Genomic DNA, 15947 nt, shown 5'->3' on the forward strand with positions numbered 1-15947 from the left:
ACCATCACCCCCGAGGTCACCACGACCTTCGCCGAGCTCGGCGTGCCCGCCAAGCTCGTCACCGCCCTCAAGGCGATGGACCGCGAGCACCCGTTCCCGATCCAGGCCGACACCCTGCCCGACACGCTCGCCGGGCGCGACGTGCTGGGCCGCGGCAAGACCGGCTCGGGCAAGACCCTCGCGTTCTCGATCCCGCTCATCGCGCGCCTCTCGGGCGAGCTCGCGGGCGGCAACCGCCGCAAGGGGCTGCCGCTCGGCCTCGTGCTCGCCCCGACGCGCGAGCTCGCGACGCAGATCGCGACCGAGATGGCGCCGCTCGCGAAGGCCGCCGGCCTCACCGTCACGACCATCTTCGGCGGCGTCTCGCAGCGCCCGCAGGAGACCGCGCTCCGGAACGGCGTCGACATCGTCGTCGCGTGCCCGGGCCGCCTCGAGGACCTCATGAAGCAAGGCATCGCCTCGCTCTCGGCGATCGAGATGACCGTCATCGACGAGGCCGACCACATGGCTGACCTCGGCTTCCTGCCGGTCGTGACGAAGATCCTCGACAAGACGCCCAGCTCGGGCCAGCGACTGCTGTTCTCGGCGACCCTCGACAACGGGGTCGACAAGCTCGTCAAGCGCTTCCTCACGAACGAGGTCATGCACTCGGTCGACGAGGCGAACTCACCCGTCGCCGCGATGACGCACCACCTCTTCGAGGTCGCGCCCGACGACAAGAACCTGCTCGTCCGCCGCCTCGCGTCGGGGCTCGGCCGCCGCATCCTCTTCACCCGCACGAAGCACCAGGCGAAGAAGCTCGCGAAGCACCTCACCGCTTCCGGCATCCCCGCCGTCGACCTGCACGGCAACCTGTCGCAGAACGCCCGCGACCGCAACCTCGCCGCATTCAGCGACGGCTCGGTGCGCGTGCTCGTCGCGACGGATGTCGCCGCTCGCGGCGTGCACGTCGACGGCGTCGAGCTCGTGGTGCACGTCGACCCGCCCATGGAGCACAAGGCCTACCTGCACCGCTCGGGCCGCACGGCTCGCGCCGGCACCGAGGGCGACGTCGTGACGGTCATGCTGCCCGCGCAGCGCGGCGACACGATGTCGCTGCTGCGCAAGGCGAAGATCGGCGTCCAGCCGCAGCCGGTGACGGCGTCGTCGGATGCGGTGGATGCGCTCGTCGGACCGTACGCGCCGCACGTGGTCCCGGTCCCCGGTGGCCCCGGCTCGGGCAACGAGATCCAGCAGCAGGGCGGCGGCGGCCGCTCGACCGGCGCGAACGCGCGCCGGAAGCGCGCGGCCCGCGACGGCGTCCCCGGCTCGGGCGCGCACGGCGCGACGGCCGGCGCAGCCCGTTCGGACCGCCCGCGCAAGGACCGCTCGGGTCGCCCCGAGGTCAAGCAGGGCGCCGGTGCAGCCGGTGGTCGCGGCGGCCAGGGCGGCGCCCGCTCGGGCGGCCGCGCCGGCGGCCAGCGCTCGGGCGGTCAGCGCTCGGGCGGCCAGGGCGGCGCGCCGCGCGGCGGCTCGGCAGTCGCGTGGTCGTCGAGCGGCGGCGGCTCGCTGCAGTCGGGCGCGCCCGCGGGACGCTCGGGCGGCCAGCAGCGCCGCGGCCCGCGCCGCGCGCAGGGCTGAGCCCAGCACCTGCCTCTCCGCAAGAACGGCCCCCGGCTCGCGCCGGGGGCCGTTCCGCGTCCCGTCGCCCGCGGATGTGCACCCTCTTGCGGCTTGATCGCGCCGCGAGCGACAACAGCGTGCACATCGCTGCGAAGCGGCGGGCCACGCCGCGGGTTGGCGCCGTGTCGACGCTCCGTTCGCGGGTGGTACGGAAGCGTCGCTCGGCGCCGCTCGCAGGCGTCGAATCGGTACCACCCGGCGCCGAGGGTGGTACGGAAGCGTCGCTCGGCGCCGCTCGCAGGCGTCGAATCGGTACCACCGAGCGAGGACGGCGGCCGGGCGTCGATCAGCGCGCGGCGAGCACCGCCGCGCCGATCGCCGCCGCGTGGTCGCCGAGCCGCGCGAGCTCGAGCCGGCGCGGCTGCGGCACGCCCTGCAGCGGCGCGTGCTCCGCGAGCTCCCGCTCGATGACGGGCAGCAGCAGGTCGGCCGTCTGCAGCATCACGCGACCGCCGAGCACGACGACCTCCGGGTCGAACGCCGGCAGCAGGCGCCGCAGCCCCGCCGCGACCGCGCGCCCCGCGCCCTCGAGCACCTCGAGCGCCCGCGCGTCCCCGGCGCGCGCCGCCTGCTCGAGGTGCATCGCGCTCGGCCGCCCGCCGGGCGCGAGCGCGACGGCCGCCGGCACCGCTGCCGCGTCCCGCGCGAGCGCGTTCCCGCCGGCGAACGCCTCGACGCAGCCGCGCGCCGTGCACGAGCACACCGGCCCCGCCTCGTCGACCGTCACGTGGCCGAGCTCGCCCGCGAGCCCGTGCGCGCCGATCAGCGGCCGCCCGTCGGCGACGAACGCGCCGCCCACCCCGGTGCCGAGCGCGAGCAGGAGCGACGACGACGCATCCGCCGCCGCCCCCATCGCCGCCTCGCCCATCAGGTAGCCGTCGGCGTCGTTGTGGATCGTGACGGGCATGCCGAGCCGTTCCGCGAGCGCGGGCCGCAGCGCGAAGTCGCGCACCCCGAGGTGCGCGGCCCACGTGATCGACTCGCGGTCGCGCGGCATCCACGCGGCGATCGCGAGCCCGACGGCCTCGATGGGCGCGTGCCCCGCCTCGGCGAGCTGCTCGTCGAGCTCGCGCACTGCCGCCTCGAGCGCGTCGAGCAGCGCTTCGGGCCCGTGGATGCGGTGGGGCCGGTGGCTGCGCGCGAGCACGTCATCGACGTCCCAGCGGGGCACCGCGGCACCCCTCGGCGCGAGGGCGACCCCCGCGATCTTCGTCCCGCCCACGTCGAGGCCTGCGATCGTCACAGCTCCATGATGCCGCCTCGGCCTGCCGCCTCGAGCCGCCGCGAGCGGCAGGATGGCCGCATGCGGCTCGCGACCTGGAACATCCTCCACGGGCGCACGCCCGCCGACGCCGCCGTCGACGGCGACCGGCTCGCCCGGGCAGTCGAGGCGCTCGGCGCCGACGTGCTCGCGCTGCAGGAGGTCGACCGCGGCCAGCCGCGCTCGGACATGCTCGACCTCACGGCGATCGCGGCCGAGGCGATGGGCGGTGCCTCGTCGCGCTTCGCGCCCGCCCTCATCGGCGATCCGGCGCGGCAGTGGCGGCCAGCGCGCGACGACGACCTCGACGCGACCGCCGACGGCTACGGCGTCGCGCTCGTGAGTCGCCACCCCGTGCTGCGCTGGCACGTGCTGCGGCTCGAGCCCTCGGCGCGCTTCCGCGCCCCGCTCCGCGAGCCCGGCGCGCAGGAGGCCACGTGGATCCGCGACGAGCCGCGCGTCGCGATCGCCGCGACCATCCGCACCCCGGCGGGCGATCGCACGATCGCCGCGACGCACCTCTCGTTCGTGCCGGGCGTCAACATGCGGCAGCTGAAGCGCACCCTCCGCTGGCTCGAGGCGCTCCCCGGCCCGCGCATCCTCATGGGCGACCTCAACCTGCCGGCCGCGGTCGTGCGGCGCATCGACGGCTGGCACTCGCTCGCGCGGCAGCGCACCTTCCCGGCCGATCGACCGATGGTGCAGCTCGACCACGTGCTGAGCGACGAGCGGCTGCCTGCCCGCCGCATCCGGGTGCCCAGACCGCCGCTCTCGGACCACCTGCCGCTCGTCGTCGAGCTCTAGCCGAGGCACACTGGGTGGCATGCGCATCCTGGTGACGGCCTTCGAGCCCTTCGGCGGAGATCCCGAGAACGCGAGCCTCGAAGCGGTGCGGCGCCTCGAGCAGGCATGGCGCGACGATCCGCAGCCCCGCATCGAGCTCGTGACGGGCACGCTCCCGGTCGCGTTCGCCGCCGCGGGGCCGGCGCTCGCGGCGCTCGTCGAGCGACATGCCCCGGATGCGGTGCTCGCGGTCGGCGAGGCGGGCGGACGCTCGGCGATCACCCCGGAGCGCTGGGCCGTCAACGAGGACGACGCGCGCATCCCCGACAACGTCGGCGACCAGCCGCGCGGCACCGCGATCGAGCCGGACGGCCCGGCGCGGCGCCCCTCGGGCCTCGACATCGACGCGCTCGTGAGCGCGATCCTCGCGGTCGGGCTGCCGGCGCACGCGAGCGACGACGCCGGCCGCTTCCTCTGCAACCACGTCGCCTACCTCGTCGCGGGCCTGCCGGTCGCGGGCGGCTTCATCCACGTGCCCGCGGTGCGCTCGAGCGGCACGGCGGGCGTCGGGGACGAGACCGATCCGGGGTCGTCGGCCGACGCATCCGTCGTCACGCACGACGGTCGCGCGCTCTCGTTCGACGACCTCGCGCTCGCGCTCGCCGCGGCGGTGCGGGCGATCGCGCGCGGCGACCGCGAGCCGCACGACGGGCGCGCCGAGGCCGCCGCGCGCGTCGACCGCGCCGACACGATCGTCGCCGCCCCGCCGCAGCGCGTGTACGAGGCGCTGCTCGACGCGAACGCGCTGCGGCAGTGGCTCGCTCCCGAGGGCGCGACCGCGACGATCGAGGAGTTCGACGGCCGCGAGGGCGGCGGGTTCCGCGCCGTGCTGCGCTTCGACGAGCCGGTCGACGCGAAGTCCGGCGACGACGTCGATGCGTCCCGCGTCACGTTCGTCGAGCTCGTGCCGGGCGAGCTCGTCGTGCAGCGGGTCGCGTTCGAGACCGCCGAGGAGCGGTTCGGCGGCGACATGCTCATGACGTGGCGGATGCAGCCGGTCGAGGCGGGCACGCGCGTCACGGTCGCGGCGTCCGACGTGCCGATGGGCATCGCGCCGGCCGACCACGAGCTCGGCCTCGGGCAGTCGCTCGCGAAGCTCGCCGCCTACGTCGAGGGCTGACCGCCCGCCGACGCCGCAGCCGCGGCCGCGCGATCCACCCACTTCGGCGTCTCGCCGTAGCGCTGCGGCGGGATGAGCCTGCCCGCGGCGGAGTCGTCGGCGAGCTGCCTCGCCCGCTGCTCGCGCGTCGCCTCGCGCTTCGCGCCGAGCACCCACGCGATCGCCGCCCGCCGGTAGGTCGCCGTCGCCTCGGCGAGGAACGCTCGGGCGGCGGGGCTCTTGTCGAGGTGCCGCTGCAGCTCGGGCGGCAGCGCGGCCTCGGCACCCTCGTAGGCGTACACCGCGGTGCGCTCGGGCTGCCGCGCCTCGAACGCCGCGACGCCCGCCGGGCGCATGCGCCCCTCGGTCATCAGCCGCTCGACGTGGGCGACGTTGACCGCCGACCAGTTCGAGCCCCGCTTCCTCGGCGTCCACCGCTGGCGGCGCGCATCGTCGTCGATGCGCTGCGAGAGCGAGTCGATCCAGCCGAAGCACAGCGCCTCGGGCACTGCGTCGGCCCACGTGAGGCCCCGCGGCGAGACGTGCTTCGCGTTGAGCCCCATCCACAGCTCGGTGGCGGTCGCGTGGTTCGCCTCGAGCCACGCCCGGAACTCCGCCGCATCGCGGAAGAAGGTGGCCGGGCGCTCTGCCGTGCCGCCCGGCGTGCCCGTTCGCTCGTCGTCGGCGTCCATGCGAACAGCGTGACAGCAGCGACCCACATAGCACGCGACCTTCAGCGAGCGCCCCCGCCGCATGCGGCCCATTCGCCGCCCGTTCCCAGGTTCGGGGTACATCGTCGGGAGCACGGCAACACACCGCAGCGGAGGTACGCCTCCGCCCGAATCAGGATGGACGGACGATGACGAACGTGCAGCAGCCCGGCGGCCCCACGGAGGACCGGACCACGGTCGGCGGAGCAGCGTCGGGAGCCGGCATGCCCGGCCAGGCCACCGCCGGCGGAACCACCAGTACGACGAGCGGCACCACGAGCGGCGCCCACGCAGCGAGCAGCGGCAGCAGCAGCTCCGGCAGCAGCGGCTCGAGCGGCGGCGGCAAGGCCGACGCGGCGAAGGAGGAGGCCTCGAAGCTCGGCGGCTCCGCGAAGGACGCCGGTCGGCGCGTCGCGGACACCGCGAAGGAGGAGGCGCTGGGCGTCGCCTCGGAGGCGAAGACGCAGGGCAAGCGCCTGCTCGACCAGGCGATGCACGAGGCGTCGTCGCAGACGAAGGCGCAGCAGCAGCGCGCAGCAGAGGGCATCACCACCTTCGCCGGCGACCTGCGCGGCATGGTCGACGGCTCCGGCGGGGGCGACGGCTTCGCGGCGCAGCTCGTGACCGAGATCGGCGACCGCGTGGAGTCGGCGGGACGCTGGCTCGAGAACCGCGAGCCGAGCGACCTGCTCGACGAGGTGAAGTCGTTCGCGCGGCGCCGCCCCGGCACCTTCATCGCGATCGCCGGCGTCGCCGGCCTCGTGGTCGGCCGCCTCACGGCCGGCATGATCAGCCAGGCGAAGGCGGAGCGCGAGAGCCAGGGCTCGACCGGCTCCTACGGCGCGGGCTCCTACGGGACGACGCCCTCGGGCGCCTATGGCGCCACCGGCTCGACCGGCACGAGCGGCTATGACACCACCGGCACGACGGGCTACGGCACGACGGGCTACGGCACCACCGGCACCGGCACCACCGGCTACGGCACGACCGGCACCGGCTCGTCGGGCTACAGCACGGCTGACTACACGACCGGCACCGCCGGCGCCGGTGTGCAGGGCTCGGCAGCGACGGGCACCTACGGCTCCGGCCGGGCGGCGACTGCCGCGCAGACGAGCGGCACCGACCCGGCCATCGGCGGCTACGACGCCGACACGGCCTACCCGGGCACCGACGAGTCCGGCAGCCCCGCCGACCGCCAGCCGGGCACGCGGGGGGAGAGCGGGCTGTGACCTCCGAGTTCAACGCCACCGGGCGCCACTCGCCGGAGGATCCCGCGGTGATCGCCGCGGACACCCCCGCCGAGACGCGCGCGGCGAGCCAGTCGGTCGGCGACATCGTCGGCGACCTCATGCGCGACATGTCGCAGCTCATGCGCGACGAGATCGCGCTCGCGAAGGCGGAGGGCACCGAGCAGGCGAAGCGCCTCGGCAAGGGTGCGGGCATGCTCGGCGGCGCCGGGTATGCGGGGCACCTGCTGGTCCTGTTCCTCTCGCTCGCGCTCATGTTCGTGCTCGGTGACCTCCTCGACCACCTCGGCTGGGGAGCCCTCATCGTCGGCGTCCTGTGGGCGATCGTCGCGGCGATCCTCTACTCGATGGGCCGCAAGGCCCTCAAGGAGGTCGAGCCCATGCCCGAGACGGTCGACTCCGTCAAGCACATCCCAGACGCACTGCACACCAAGGAGGAGAACCGATGACCGAGACACCCGAGGAGATCCGCGCGCGGATCGATCGCACGCGCGAGAGCGTGAGCGGCGACGTCGACGCGCTGGCCGAGAAGGTGTCGCCGAGCGGCATCGTCGGTCGCGAGACCGAGCGAGTGAAGGGCAAGGTGAACGACGTGAAGGAGCGACTGTTCGGCTCTGACGACCGCGACGACCACGGCGTCGTCGGCCAGGCTGGCCACGACGTCCGCGGAGCGGTCGGCCACATGGGCGAGAACGTGCGCGGCACGGTCTCGAACGCCGGCGACAGCGTCCGCCACGGTGCCGACATGGCCGTGCGGAAGGCGAAGGGCAACCCGCTCGCGGTCGGCCTTATCGCCTTCGGCGTCGGCGCGCTCATCGCCTCCCTCATCCCGGCGAGCGAGCCCGAGAAGCAGGCCGCCCAGAAGGTGAAGGAGGGCGCCGAGCCGCTCGTGGAGGGCGCGAAGGACGTCGCCAAGGAGGCTGCAGAGAACCTCAAGGAGCCCGCCCAGGAGGCGGCGCAGCACCTGAAGGACACCGCGCAGAGCGCCGGCGAGCACGTCAAGGGCGAGGCGCAGGGCGCCGCGAGCGACGTGAAGTCCGACGCCGAGCAGGCTCGCGACCGCGTGCAGGGGCAGTCCGGCTCCTGATCGTCAGCCACAAGACCGAGGCCCCGGCGGAGTACCGCCGGGGCCTCGATCGTGCAACCTACGAGGCCGCGGCCTCGCGCACGGCGCGAGCGAGCGCATCCACGTCGTCCTCCGTCGTGTCCCACGTGCACATCCAGCGCACCTCGAGGGCGGATGCGTCCCAGTCGTAGAAGAAGAAGCGCTCCCGCACGCGGTCGGCGACGCCCGCGGGCAGCCGCGCGAACACGCCGTTCGACTGCGTCGGGTAGGCGAAGGAGACGCCCGGCACGTCCTCGACCGCAGCGCGCAGCCGCGCCGCCATCGCGTTCGCGTGCTCGGCGTTCCGCCGCCACAGCTCGCCGTCGTAGAGCGCGACGAGCTGCGCCGAGATGAAGCGCATCTTCGACGCGAGCTGCATGTTGAGCTTGCGGAGGTAGACGAGCGCTTCGCCGACGCGCTGCTCGCCCGCCCGGCTGGAGAGCACGACGATCGCCTCGGCGCCCATCGCGCCGTTCTTCGTGCCGCCGAGCGAGAGGATGTCGACGCCCGCGTCGGTCGTGAACGCGCGCAGGGGCGCGTCGAGCGCGACCGCGGCGTTCGCGAGCCGCGCGCCGTCCATGTGCAGGAGCATGCCGCGCTCGTGCACGTGGTCGGCGATCGCGCGGATCTCCTCCGCGGTGTAGAGCGTGCCGAGCTCGGTCGACTGCGTGATCGAGACGGCGAGCGGCTGCGCGCGGTGCTCGTCGCCCCATCCCCACGCCTCGATGTCGATGAGCTCGGGGGTCAGCTTGCCGTCGGGCGTGGGCACGGTGAGCAGCTTGATGCCGCCGACCCGCTCGGGCGCGCCGCCCTCGTCGACGTTGATGTGGGCGGTCTTCGCCGAGACGACCGCGCCCCAGCGCGGCAGCAGCGCCTGCAGCGCGACCACGTTCGCGCCCGTGCCGTTGAAGACGGGGAAGGCCTGCGCGGCGTCGCCGAAGTGCTCGCGCACGACCTCCTGCAGGCGCGCGGTGAAGGCGTCGGCGCCGTAGGCGGTCTGGTGGCCGCCGTTCGCTGCCGCGATCGCGTCCAGCACCTCGGGATGCACGCCGGAGTAGTTGTCGGAGGCGAAGCCGCGGAGGTCAGCGTCGTGGAGCATCTGCACGCGTCCATCCTCGCAGGCGCGGGATGCGCATCCGTCGGCGCGCGAGGACGTCCAGTGCCGTCCCAGGCGCGGCCGCGAGACTGCTCGGCACACGCGGCGCTGCGGCGCCGCTCGACGATCGGAGGACGGATGCCCGACACCACGCAACCCGGAGACGGCGCCGAGGCGGTCGACCCCGCCGCGAGCGACGCGAGCCTCGGCGCCGCCGAGTGGCCGGCCGGCGAGGCCGACGAGCCGCACGGGCGGGCGCAGGTCGCGGATTCCATGCACGGCACGGCGGCGGAGGAGGCCGCCGAGGAGCAAGGTGCGGGCGGCGAGCGCGACGGCACGGAGCGCGAGAGCGACGACGGCGAGCTGACGCCGAGCTGACGCCGAGCGACTCGTAGCCGCTGACGATGGCCGCCCAGGTCGTCTGGTTCCGCCGCGACCTGCGGGTGCGCGACCACCCCGCGCTCGTCGCCGCGGCCGCCGCGGGCGAGGTGCTGCCGGTGTTCGTCGCCGATCCGGCCTTCGCGGGCGCCGGCGCTCCCCGCACCGCGGCGCTCCGCACGGCGCTCCGCGCGCTGCACGAGGCGACCGACGGCACGCTCGTGGTGCGATCCGGGCGGCCCGAGGAGGTCATCCCCGCGCTCGTGCGCGAGGTGGGGGCGGATGCGGTGCACGTCTCTGGCGAGTCGACCCCGTACGGGCGGCGGCGCGACGCGCGCGTCGAGGCGGCGCTCGACGTGCCGCTCGTCGCGACCGGATCGCCCTACGCCGTGACGCCGGGCCGCGTGCGGAAGGGTGATGGCTCGCCGTTCCGCGTGTTCACCCCGTTCTCGAGGGCGTGGCTCGAGCGCGGCTGGCGAGCGCCTGCCGAGCGGCCGAGCCCGCGCTGGGTGCGGCGCGTCGAGGGGGAGCCGCTACCTGAGCCGCCCGCGACGAGCGCCGAGCTCTCGTGGGCGAGCGAGGAGGGCGCGCTCGAGCGCTGGGCGACGTTCCTCGACGGGCCGATCGACGACTACGACGCCGCGCGCGACCGGCCCGACTTCGACGGCACCTCGCGGCTCTCGATCGCACTCAAGCTCGGCACCGTGCACCCGCGCACGCTGCTCGCCGACCTCGACGCCGTCGCGCCGCGACGGGGCCGCGCGGCACAGCGCTCCCTCAAGCGCTTCCAGGCCGAGCTCGCCTGGCGCGAGTTCTACGCCGACGTGCTGCTCCACCACCCGCGCTCCGCCTGGCGCGACCTCGGCGCGCAGCTGCGCGGCATCGCCTACGACGAGCCGGGCCCGCTCTTCGAGACATGGTGCGCGGGGCGCACGGGCTTCCCGTTCGTCGACGCCGGCATGCGGCAGCTGCTCGCCGAGGGATGGATGCACAACCGGGTGCGGATGGTGACCGCGAGCTTCCTGACGAAGGACCTGCACGTGTGGTGGCACTACGGCGCGCGCTTCTTCCTCCACCACCTCGCCGACGGCGACCTCGCCTCGAACAGCCACGGCTGGCAGTGGACGGCCGGCACGGGCACCGACGCGGCGCCCTACTTCCGCGTCTTCAACCCCGTGCTGCAGGGCCAGCGCTACGACCCGGACGGCGACTACGTGCGCCGCTGGGTACCGGAGCTGCGCCACATCCCCGGCGCTGCGGTGCACGAGCCGTGGAAGGTGCCCATCGGCCTCGCGCACGGCTACCCGGAGCGCATCGTCGACCACGCCGCCGAGCGGCGCGAGGCGCTCGACCGGCTCGCGGCCGTCTCGGCGTGACGCGCGAGCGGCAGCGCCGCGCCGCGCCGCCCGCACAGTCGCGGCCCAGGTGCGAGGGCGAGACTCGTGGGAGCGGAGGCAGCGGTGCCGCCCGGCGTCGCCCGCTCGGAGCGAGGGAGATCCCGATGACGGATGCGACGGACGACGGACTGCAGCCCGGCGGCACGACCGGCGCGGAGCACGACGGCGGGGAGCAGCAGGTCGCGGCCGAGTCGCAGGACGCGCTCGACGAGGCGCTCGACGGGAGCTCGCCCACCGGCGCCGAGCGCCCGGTGAGCGGCGGGAGCGACGACCCGCTCGCGGGCTCCGGCGCTCCCGCCGAGGGCGCGACGGGGCCAGAGCTCGGCGGCGCCGGCCAGGTCGTGGAGGACGGCGCGAGCGACGACGGCGCGGACGCGCAGCCCTGACGGACGGAGTCGGCGGAATCTCTGGAGCGCTCCACAGTCGCCCACCAGGTTGGGGTACGAGACTGTCGGACGCGGAACCAGCGGCGCCAGCCGGTGCCGCCCGCGCAGCTGGAAGGAGTTCCAGATGACGGACGCGCCCCAGACGGGCTCGATGACCGCGATCCCGGAGGAGGCCCGCGCCATCCCTCCGGTGGGTGAGGGGATCGAGCCGAAGGGCGACGCCGATGTGCCCGGCACGACGCGGCACCTCGATGCCGGCGAGCAGCCGCCCGGCGGCCTGCCGCAGCAGGCGGACCCGCTCGGCTGAAGTCGCGAGGAGGGCCCGCCCACGAGTCGCAGTCGACTCGCGGGCGGGCCCTCTCGCTGCGCGCGGCTACCGGGCCTGCGCCCGTCGCACGAGGGCGAGCCAGACCGCCCCGCCCATGGCGCCGAGCGCCGCGGCCACGATCATCCACGGCACCCAGCCCATCGCGGCGACGTCGCCGACGAGGCCGCGGAAGCCCTCCGAGAGCAGCGCGCCGGCGAGGATCGCGACGACGATCGTGGCGAGCGCGATCCAGAAGATCCAGAGGAACGGCTGCCCCCAGCGGTGGAAGGCCGTCGTGATCGCCGCGCCGATGAGCGCGACGCCGAGGATGAGCACGAAGGTCTGGATGAGCGTCTGCCACCACTCGCCGACGCCGGTGTAGACGACGTCGAAGAAGCGCACGCCGAGCCCGTAGCCGCCGGTGGCGACCTCGATGACCTTGCCGATCGTGACGATGACGGCGTAGAAGGCGGCGTTGAAGGCGAAGACGAGCACGGTGCCGGCCGCGAACTCGCGTCGCGTGAGGCCGAGACCGAGGGCGAGCGGGAAGTACTGCCCCATCGCGGTGAAGCCGAAGCCGATGAGCGGCCCGAGCAGCGCGAAGATCGCGCCGTTGAACATCATGCCGGTGTTCATGCCCGTGCGCGCGTCGGCGAGCGACTCGGCGCCCTGGGAGCTCGCGACGTTGATGACGATCCCGCCGATGACGAGCACGATCGCGAGCGAGGCGAGCATGATGAGCAGCGGCCAGCCGAAGGCCTGCATGCGGTTGACGGTGTGGAGCTGGATGACGTTGCGGATGCGCACGGTCACTCCTCTCAAGCGGTCGCGACCGGAGTCGCGGGGTCGGTGGCGGATGCGTTGGCGGTCGTGAGGTGCACGAACAGCGCCTGCAGGGAGACGGGCGAGATGTCGAGCCCCGCGTCGCGCGCCGCGCGCTCATCCCCGTGGCGAGCGGAGAGCGTCGCGGTCGCGAGGGTGCCGAGCCGGGTGTGCTCGAGCGGCTCGCGGCCGGCGAGGAACGCATCCACGTCGTCCGCTCGTCCCGAGACGGTGAGCGCCGCGTCGTGCAGCTCGTCGGTGTCGGCGTCGAGCAGCACCTTGCCCTGGTCGAGGATCACGACGTGCTCGAGCAGGTTCGCGACCTCGTCGATGTGGTGCGTCGAGAGCACGATCGTGCGCGGGTGCTCGGCGAAGTCGTGCAGCAGCGCGTCGTAGAACATGCGCCGCGCGACCGCGTCGAGGCCGAGGTAGGGCTCGTCGAAGAACGTCAGCGGCGCCCGGGAGGCGAGCCCGAGCACGATGCCGATCGCCGAGAGCTGGCCGCGCGAGAGCTTCTTGATGAGTCGCTTCGTCGGCAGCTGGAACCGCTCGACGAGCTGCTCGGCGTACGCCTGGTCCCAGTGCGGGTAGGCGCCCGCCGCGATGCGCAGCACGTCGATGGGCCGGAAGGTGTCGGGGTACTTCTGGCTCTCCTGGATGAAGGCCGTCTGCGAGAGCACGTCGACGTTCTCGACCGGGTGGCCGCCGAGCACCTCCATCGAGCCGCGCGAGGCGAAGATCTGACCGGTGAGCAGCTTCATGAGGGTGGTCTTGCCGGCGCCGTTGCGGCCGAGCAGCCCGTGGATGCGGTGCTCCTCGAGCGAGAGCGTCACCCCGTCGAGGGCGTTGACCTCGGCGTAGTGCTTGGCGAGGTCGGTGGTGACGATGGCGGTCATCGGGCGACTTCCTTCGTGATCATGTTCGCGAGCTCCGCCGGGCTGATGCCCAGTGCCGCTGCCTCGCGAAGCAGGGGTGCGATGAACTGGTCTTCGAACGCGAGCTTGCGGCGCTCGCGGAGCGCCGCTCGGGCGCCGGGGGCGACGAACATGCCGATCCCTCTCCTCTTGATGAGCACGCCCGCGTCGACGAGGAGGCCGAGGCCCTTGCCGGCGGTCGCGGGGTTGATGCGGAGGAACGCGGCGAGCTCGTTGGTCGAGGGCACCGCCGCATCCTCCGGGTAGCTGCCGTCGAGGATCCCGTCCTCGATCTGCTCCGCTACCGAGACGAAGAGCGGCTTGCTGTCGTCGAGCATGCCTGCCTCCTAGCGGTCGGGAGATCGTTGCGCATCGAACTCCGTTGGTTCATTACTCGACTAATGAACCACTGAACCTGGACCGTGTCAACCCGTGTCGCGCATCCGCCCCCGAGCACAACGCAAGCCCGTCGCGCGCGGATGGCGGGCCCAGCGCTCGAGGCGAGCGGATGGGCCGCGGAACCGCGCGGACGGGCTTGCGTTGTGCTCGGGACGGCGTGCGCTACCGCTTCAGGGCGTCCCGCCACTTCACCATCGAGCCGGTCTTCAGCAGCGAGCGCTCGTAGATCCGGGCCGCGAGGGCGATCACCAGCACGGTGAAGAGCACGAGCACGCCGAGCGAGAGGAAGGGCTCCCACCACTCGGTCGTCTGCAGGTACACGCGCATCGGCACGGCCACCGGCGCCGAGAACGGCACGTACGACATGATCTGCAGCGCAAGCGGGTTGTTGTTGAAGATGATGACGAGGAAGTACGGGATCATCACGAGGAAGATCAGCGGGCTCGTGGCCGAGCCGAGGTCCTCGGCGCGCGAGACGAGCGCCGCCGCCGCCGCGTAGAGCGCCGCGAGCATGATGAAGCCGACGGTGAAGAGCACCACGAACCAGACGATCGGCATGCCGAGCCCGTCGAGCAGCAGCTGCGATCCCGTGAGCGCGCCGCCGATGAGCACGACGCCGGCGATGAGCGCGATCTGCCCGAACGCGAGCACCGAGTTGCCGATCACCTTGCCGGCGAGGATCGCCCGGGCAGGCACGGTCGCGAGCATGATCTCGACGATGCGCGACTGCTTCTCCTCGACGACCGACTGCGCGATCGTCTGGCCGAACGTCATCGCCGACATGAAGAAGACGAGGCCGAAGGCGAGGCCGATGAAGTAGGTGAGCATCGGGTCGGGCGCGTTCGGGTCGAGCAGCTCGACGTCGGGCGTGACGCTCAGCAGCTGGATGAGCCCGGTGTCCGCCTCGCGGTCGCCGACGACGGTGAGGCCCGAGGGGCCGTCGCCCGCGATGACGCCGGCATCGACCGAGCCGTCGCGCACGGCGTCGCGCACCGCATCCGCATCGTCCGCCGGCACGACCGCGAGGCCGTCGATGGCCTCGAGCGTCGGCGCGATCTCGGCCGTGGTGGCGACCTCGGTGTCCTCGTCGAACAGCGCGGGGCCGAACGACGAGAAGAGCACCGCGCCGAACACGAGCGCGAGCGTGATGAGCGTCGAGATGATGAACGCCTTCGAGCGCAGCTGCATCATGATCTCGCGCTGCGCGACGATGCCGGCCGCTTGCGCGAAGCGCGTGCGACCGCGGTCGTTGCCGACGGATGCGTCGGCACGGCCCGGTCGGTTCGGGCGGCTCGGAGCGGTGGTGGTCATCGGACGACCTCCTGGAAGATCTCGGTCAGCGGGCGGATGGAGGGGGCGAAGCTGCGGACGGTGCCGCGCTCGAGGGCCTCGCGCAGCACGCGGTCGGCGTGTGCGTCGGAGTCGGCGGCGAACCGCACATGGCCGCCGTCGAAGTCGATGACCTCGATGCCCGGGATGCCGCGCACGAAGCCGGCGTCGTCGGTCTCGAGCAGCCACTCGGGGCGCGTGTGGGCGGCGCGGATCTGCTCGCGCGTGCCGGCGGCGCGCACCTGGCCGTGCGCGAGGATGACGAGCGAGTCGCACAGGCGCTCGACGAGGTCGAGCTGATGGCTCGAGAAGAGCACGGGGGCGCCGGTGCGGGCGACGTCGCGCAGCACGCCGAGGGTCGTCTCGACCGCCATCGGGTCGAGGCCCGAGAAGGGCTCGTCGAGCACGAGCGCCGTCGGCTCGTGCACGAGCGCGGCGGCGATCTGGGCGCGCTGCTGGTTGCCGAGGCTGAGCGACTCGAGCTTGTCGTCGCGGCGCTCGGTGAGGCCGAGCTGCTCGAGCAGGTCGTCGGCGCGAGCTGCGGCGCGGGCCGAGGCGAGCCCGTGGAGGCGGCCGAGGTAGACGAGCTGCTCGTGCACCTTCATCTTGGGATAGAGGCCGCGCTCCTCGGGCATGTAGCCGAACTGGGCCCGGTCGTCGGCGGAGACGGGGCGCCCGTCGACGAGCACCTCGCCCGAGTCGGGCGACAGCACGCCGAGGATGATGCGCATGGCGGTCGTCTTGCCGGCGCCGTTCGCGCCGACGAAGCCGGTCATCAGGCCGTCGCGCACGTCGAAGGAGACGTCCTTGAGCGCCTGGTGCCCGTTGAACGAGCGGGAGATGGAGCGGATGGAGAGCATGCTTCGAATCTATGGAGCGGCGGACTCGCGGGCCTCCCTCCGACGGCTGGAATCAGCGCTCCGCCGCTCGGGGGAGCGCTGTCCCCCGCCGCTCCTCCGTCCCCTCCAGCGCTGGTCGAGCAGCCGCCGTCC

At 73.8% G+C, this 15947-nt stretch carries 18 protein-coding genes; 10 read left to right on the top strand and 8 right to left on the bottom strand.

Features of this window, described 5'->3' with window-relative positions; genetic code table 11:
- The first annotated feature begins 75 nt into the window (after nt 1-75).
- A complete protein-coding gene (locus tag ACP7BI_RS09435) occupies nt 76-1620 on the top strand; it encodes a DEAD/DEAH box helicase (protein WP_425845572.1) in 1545 nt (514 codons plus the stop codon).
- Nucleotides 1621-1948: 328 nt separating this feature from the next.
- On the opposite strand, the gene ACP7BI_RS09440 is transcribed toward ACP7BI_RS09435, so the two are convergent.
- On the bottom strand, nt 1949-2905 hold the full coding sequence (locus tag ACP7BI_RS09440) for an ROK family protein (RefSeq protein ID WP_425845469.1): 957 nt from the start codon (nt 2903-2905) through the stop codon (nt 1949-1951).
- A 60-nt stretch (nt 2906-2965) separates the two neighbouring features.
- Here ACP7BI_RS09440 and ACP7BI_RS09445 point away from each other — a divergent pair, with 60 nt between their 5' ends.
- Nucleotides 2966-3727 carry an endonuclease/exonuclease/phosphatase family protein gene (locus ACP7BI_RS09445; RefSeq protein WP_425845472.1) on the top strand — a complete coding sequence of 254 codons (762 nt, stop codon included), beginning with the start codon at nt 2966-2968 and terminating at the stop codon, nt 3725-3727.
- 19 nt (nt 3728-3746) lie between these two features.
- Nucleotides 3747-4886 carry an SRPBCC domain-containing protein gene (locus ACP7BI_RS09450; RefSeq protein ID WP_425845475.1) on the top strand — a complete coding sequence of 380 codons (1140 nt, stop codon included), beginning with the start codon at nt 3747-3749 and terminating at the stop codon, nt 4884-4886.
- On the opposite strand, the gene ACP7BI_RS09455 is transcribed toward ACP7BI_RS09450, so the two are convergent.
- Nucleotides 4871-5557: a YdeI/OmpD-associated family protein gene (locus tag ACP7BI_RS09455; RefSeq protein WP_425845477.1), complete on the bottom strand. Its 687-nt coding sequence runs from the start codon at nt 5555-5557 to the stop codon at nt 4871-4873. The genes ACP7BI_RS09450 and ACP7BI_RS09455 overlap by 16 nt on opposite strands.
- 167 nt (nt 5558-5724) lie before the next feature.
- Between ACP7BI_RS09455 and ACP7BI_RS09460 the strand changes: the two genes are divergently transcribed.
- The 3 genes from ACP7BI_RS09460 to ACP7BI_RS09470 are packed head-to-tail and all read left to right on the top strand — an operon-like array spanning nt 5725 to nt 7909.
- On the top strand, nt 5725-6804 hold the full coding sequence (locus ACP7BI_RS09460; protein WP_425845479.1) for a hypothetical protein: 1080 nt from the start codon (nt 5725-5727) through the stop codon (nt 6802-6804).
- Nucleotides 6805-6851: 47 nt separating this feature from the next.
- Nucleotides 6852-7271 (top strand): phage holin family protein, encoded by a 420-nt coding sequence (locus ACP7BI_RS09465; RefSeq protein WP_425845481.1) that lies wholly within the window; start codon nt 6852-6854, stop codon nt 7269-7271.
- Nucleotides 7268-7909, top strand: coding sequence for a DUF3618 domain-containing protein (locus ACP7BI_RS09470; protein WP_425845483.1), 642 nt, complete (start codon nt 7268-7270; stop codon nt 7907-7909). The genes ACP7BI_RS09465 and ACP7BI_RS09470 overlap by 4 nt, the downstream gene beginning before the upstream one ends.
- Nucleotides 7910-7967: 58 nt before the next feature.
- On the opposite strand, the gene ACP7BI_RS09475 is transcribed toward ACP7BI_RS09470, so the two are convergent.
- Nucleotides 7968-9026, bottom strand: a complete 1059-nt coding sequence (locus tag ACP7BI_RS09475) for a threonine aldolase family protein (protein WP_425845574.1) — start codon at nt 9024-9026, stop codon at nt 7968-7970.
- Nucleotides 9027-9161: 135 nt separating this feature from the next.
- Here ACP7BI_RS09475 and ACP7BI_RS09480 point away from each other — a divergent pair, with 135 nt between their 5' ends.
- From ACP7BI_RS09480 to ACP7BI_RS09495, 4 genes are all read left to right on the top strand, one after another.
- On the top strand, nt 9162-9401 hold the full coding sequence (locus ACP7BI_RS09480; RefSeq protein WP_425845485.1) for a hypothetical protein: 240 nt from the start codon (nt 9162-9164) through the stop codon (nt 9399-9401).
- A 26-nt stretch (nt 9402-9427) separates the two neighbouring features.
- Nucleotides 9428-10777, top strand: coding sequence for a cryptochrome/photolyase family protein (locus tag ACP7BI_RS09485; RefSeq protein WP_425845487.1), 1350 nt, complete (start codon nt 9428-9430; stop codon nt 10775-10777).
- A 125-nt stretch (nt 10778-10902) separates the two neighbouring features.
- The gene (locus tag ACP7BI_RS09490) at nt 10903-11184 is read left to right on the top strand and encodes a hypothetical protein (protein WP_425845490.1); all 282 of its coding nucleotides are present in this window, start codon (nt 10903-10905) and stop codon (nt 11182-11184) included.
- Between the two features lie 124 nt (nt 11185-11308).
- A complete protein-coding gene (locus tag ACP7BI_RS09495) occupies nt 11309-11491 on the top strand; it encodes a hypothetical protein (RefSeq protein WP_425845492.1) in 183 nt (60 codons plus the stop codon).
- Nucleotides 11492-11557: 66 nt separating this feature from the next.
- Here ACP7BI_RS09495 and ACP7BI_RS09500 read toward each other — a convergent pair whose 3' ends face one another.
- The 5 genes from ACP7BI_RS09500 to ACP7BI_RS09520 all read right to left on the bottom strand — a co-directional run bounded on the left by ACP7BI_RS09500 (nt 11558) and on the right by ACP7BI_RS09520 (nt 15815).
- Entirely contained in the window at nt 11558-12298 is a 741-nt protein-coding gene (locus tag ACP7BI_RS09500) for a hypothetical protein (RefSeq protein WP_425845495.1), read from the bottom strand.
- Between the two features lie 11 nt (nt 12299-12309).
- On the bottom strand, nt 12310-13209 hold the full coding sequence (locus ACP7BI_RS09505) for an ABC transporter ATP-binding protein (RefSeq protein WP_425845498.1): 900 nt from the start codon (nt 13207-13209) through the stop codon (nt 12310-12312).
- On the bottom strand, nt 13206-13565 hold the full coding sequence (locus tag ACP7BI_RS09510; RefSeq protein ID WP_425845500.1) for a GntR family transcriptional regulator: 360 nt from the start codon (nt 13563-13565) through the stop codon (nt 13206-13208). The genes ACP7BI_RS09505 and ACP7BI_RS09510 overlap by 4 nt, the downstream gene beginning before the upstream one ends.
- A 223-nt stretch (nt 13566-13788) precedes the next feature.
- Complete coding sequence (locus ACP7BI_RS09515) at nt 13789-14937, bottom strand: ABC transporter permease (protein ID WP_425845504.1); 1149 nt, start codon at nt 14935-14937, stop codon at nt 13789-13791.
- A complete protein-coding gene (locus tag ACP7BI_RS09520) occupies nt 14934-15815 on the bottom strand; it encodes an ABC transporter ATP-binding protein (protein ID WP_211447376.1) in 882 nt (293 codons plus the stop codon). The genes ACP7BI_RS09515 and ACP7BI_RS09520 overlap by 4 nt, the downstream gene beginning before the upstream one ends.
- Between the last annotated feature and the right edge of the window lie 132 nt (nt 15816-15947).

The sequence above is a fragment of the Agrococcus sp. TSP3-2-1 genome (genome assembly GCF_049897585.1).
In the GTDB taxonomy this organism is placed as follows: Bacteria; Actinomycetota; Actinomycetes; order Actinomycetales; family Microbacteriaceae; genus Agrococcus.

Bases quoted from the DNA above. Each gene is read 5' to 3' on its own strand.
- ACP7BI_RS09470 (WP_425845483.1), top strand. From the start codon at position 7,268: ATGACCGAGACACCCGAGGAGATCCGCGCGCGGATCGATCGCACGCGC.
- ACP7BI_RS09480 (WP_425845485.1), top strand. From the start codon at position 9,162: ATGCCCGACACCACGCAACCCGGAGACGGCGCCGAGGCGGTCGACCCC.
- ACP7BI_RS09510 (WP_425845500.1), bottom strand. From the start codon at position 13,565: ATGCTCGACGACAGCAAGCCGCTCTTCGTCTCGGTAGCGGAGCAGATC.
- ACP7BI_RS09495 (WP_425845492.1), top strand. From the start codon at position 11,309: ATGACGGACGCGCCCCAGACGGGCTCGATGACCGCGATCCCGGAGGAG.
- ACP7BI_RS09435 (WP_425845572.1), top strand. From the start codon at position 76: ATGGACCGCGAGCACCCGTTCCCGATCCAGGCCGACACCCTGCCCGAC.
- ACP7BI_RS09515 (WP_425845504.1), bottom strand. From the start codon at position 14,937: ATGACCACCACCGCTCCGAGCCGCCCGAACCGACCGGGCCGTGCCGAC.
- ACP7BI_RS09485 (WP_425845487.1), top strand. From the start codon at position 9,428: ATGGCCGCCCAGGTCGTCTGGTTCCGCCGCGACCTGCGGGTGCGCGAC.
- ACP7BI_RS09490 (WP_425845490.1), top strand. From the start codon at position 10,903: ATGACGGATGCGACGGACGACGGACTGCAGCCCGGCGGCACGACCGGC.
- ACP7BI_RS09475 (WP_425845574.1), bottom strand. From the start codon at position 9,026: ATGCTCCACGACGCTGACCTCCGCGGCTTCGCCTCCGACAACTACTCC.
- ACP7BI_RS09520 (WP_211447376.1), bottom strand. From the start codon at position 15,815: ATGCTCTCCATCCGCTCCATCTCCCGCTCGTTCAACGGGCACCAGGCG.
- ACP7BI_RS09505 (WP_425845498.1), bottom strand. From the start codon at position 13,209: ATGACCGCCATCGTCACCACCGACCTCGCCAAGCACTACGCCGAGGTC.
- ACP7BI_RS09445 (WP_425845472.1), top strand. From the start codon at position 2,966: ATGCGGCTCGCGACCTGGAACATCCTCCACGGGCGCACGCCCGCCGAC.
- ACP7BI_RS09450 (WP_425845475.1), top strand. From the start codon at position 3,747: ATGCGCATCCTGGTGACGGCCTTCGAGCCCTTCGGCGGAGATCCCGAG.
- ACP7BI_RS09460 (WP_425845479.1), top strand. From the start codon at position 5,725: ATGACGAACGTGCAGCAGCCCGGCGGCCCCACGGAGGACCGGACCACG.
- ACP7BI_RS09455 (WP_425845477.1), bottom strand. From the start codon at position 5,557: ATGGACGCCGACGACGAGCGAACGGGCACGCCGGGCGGCACGGCAGAG.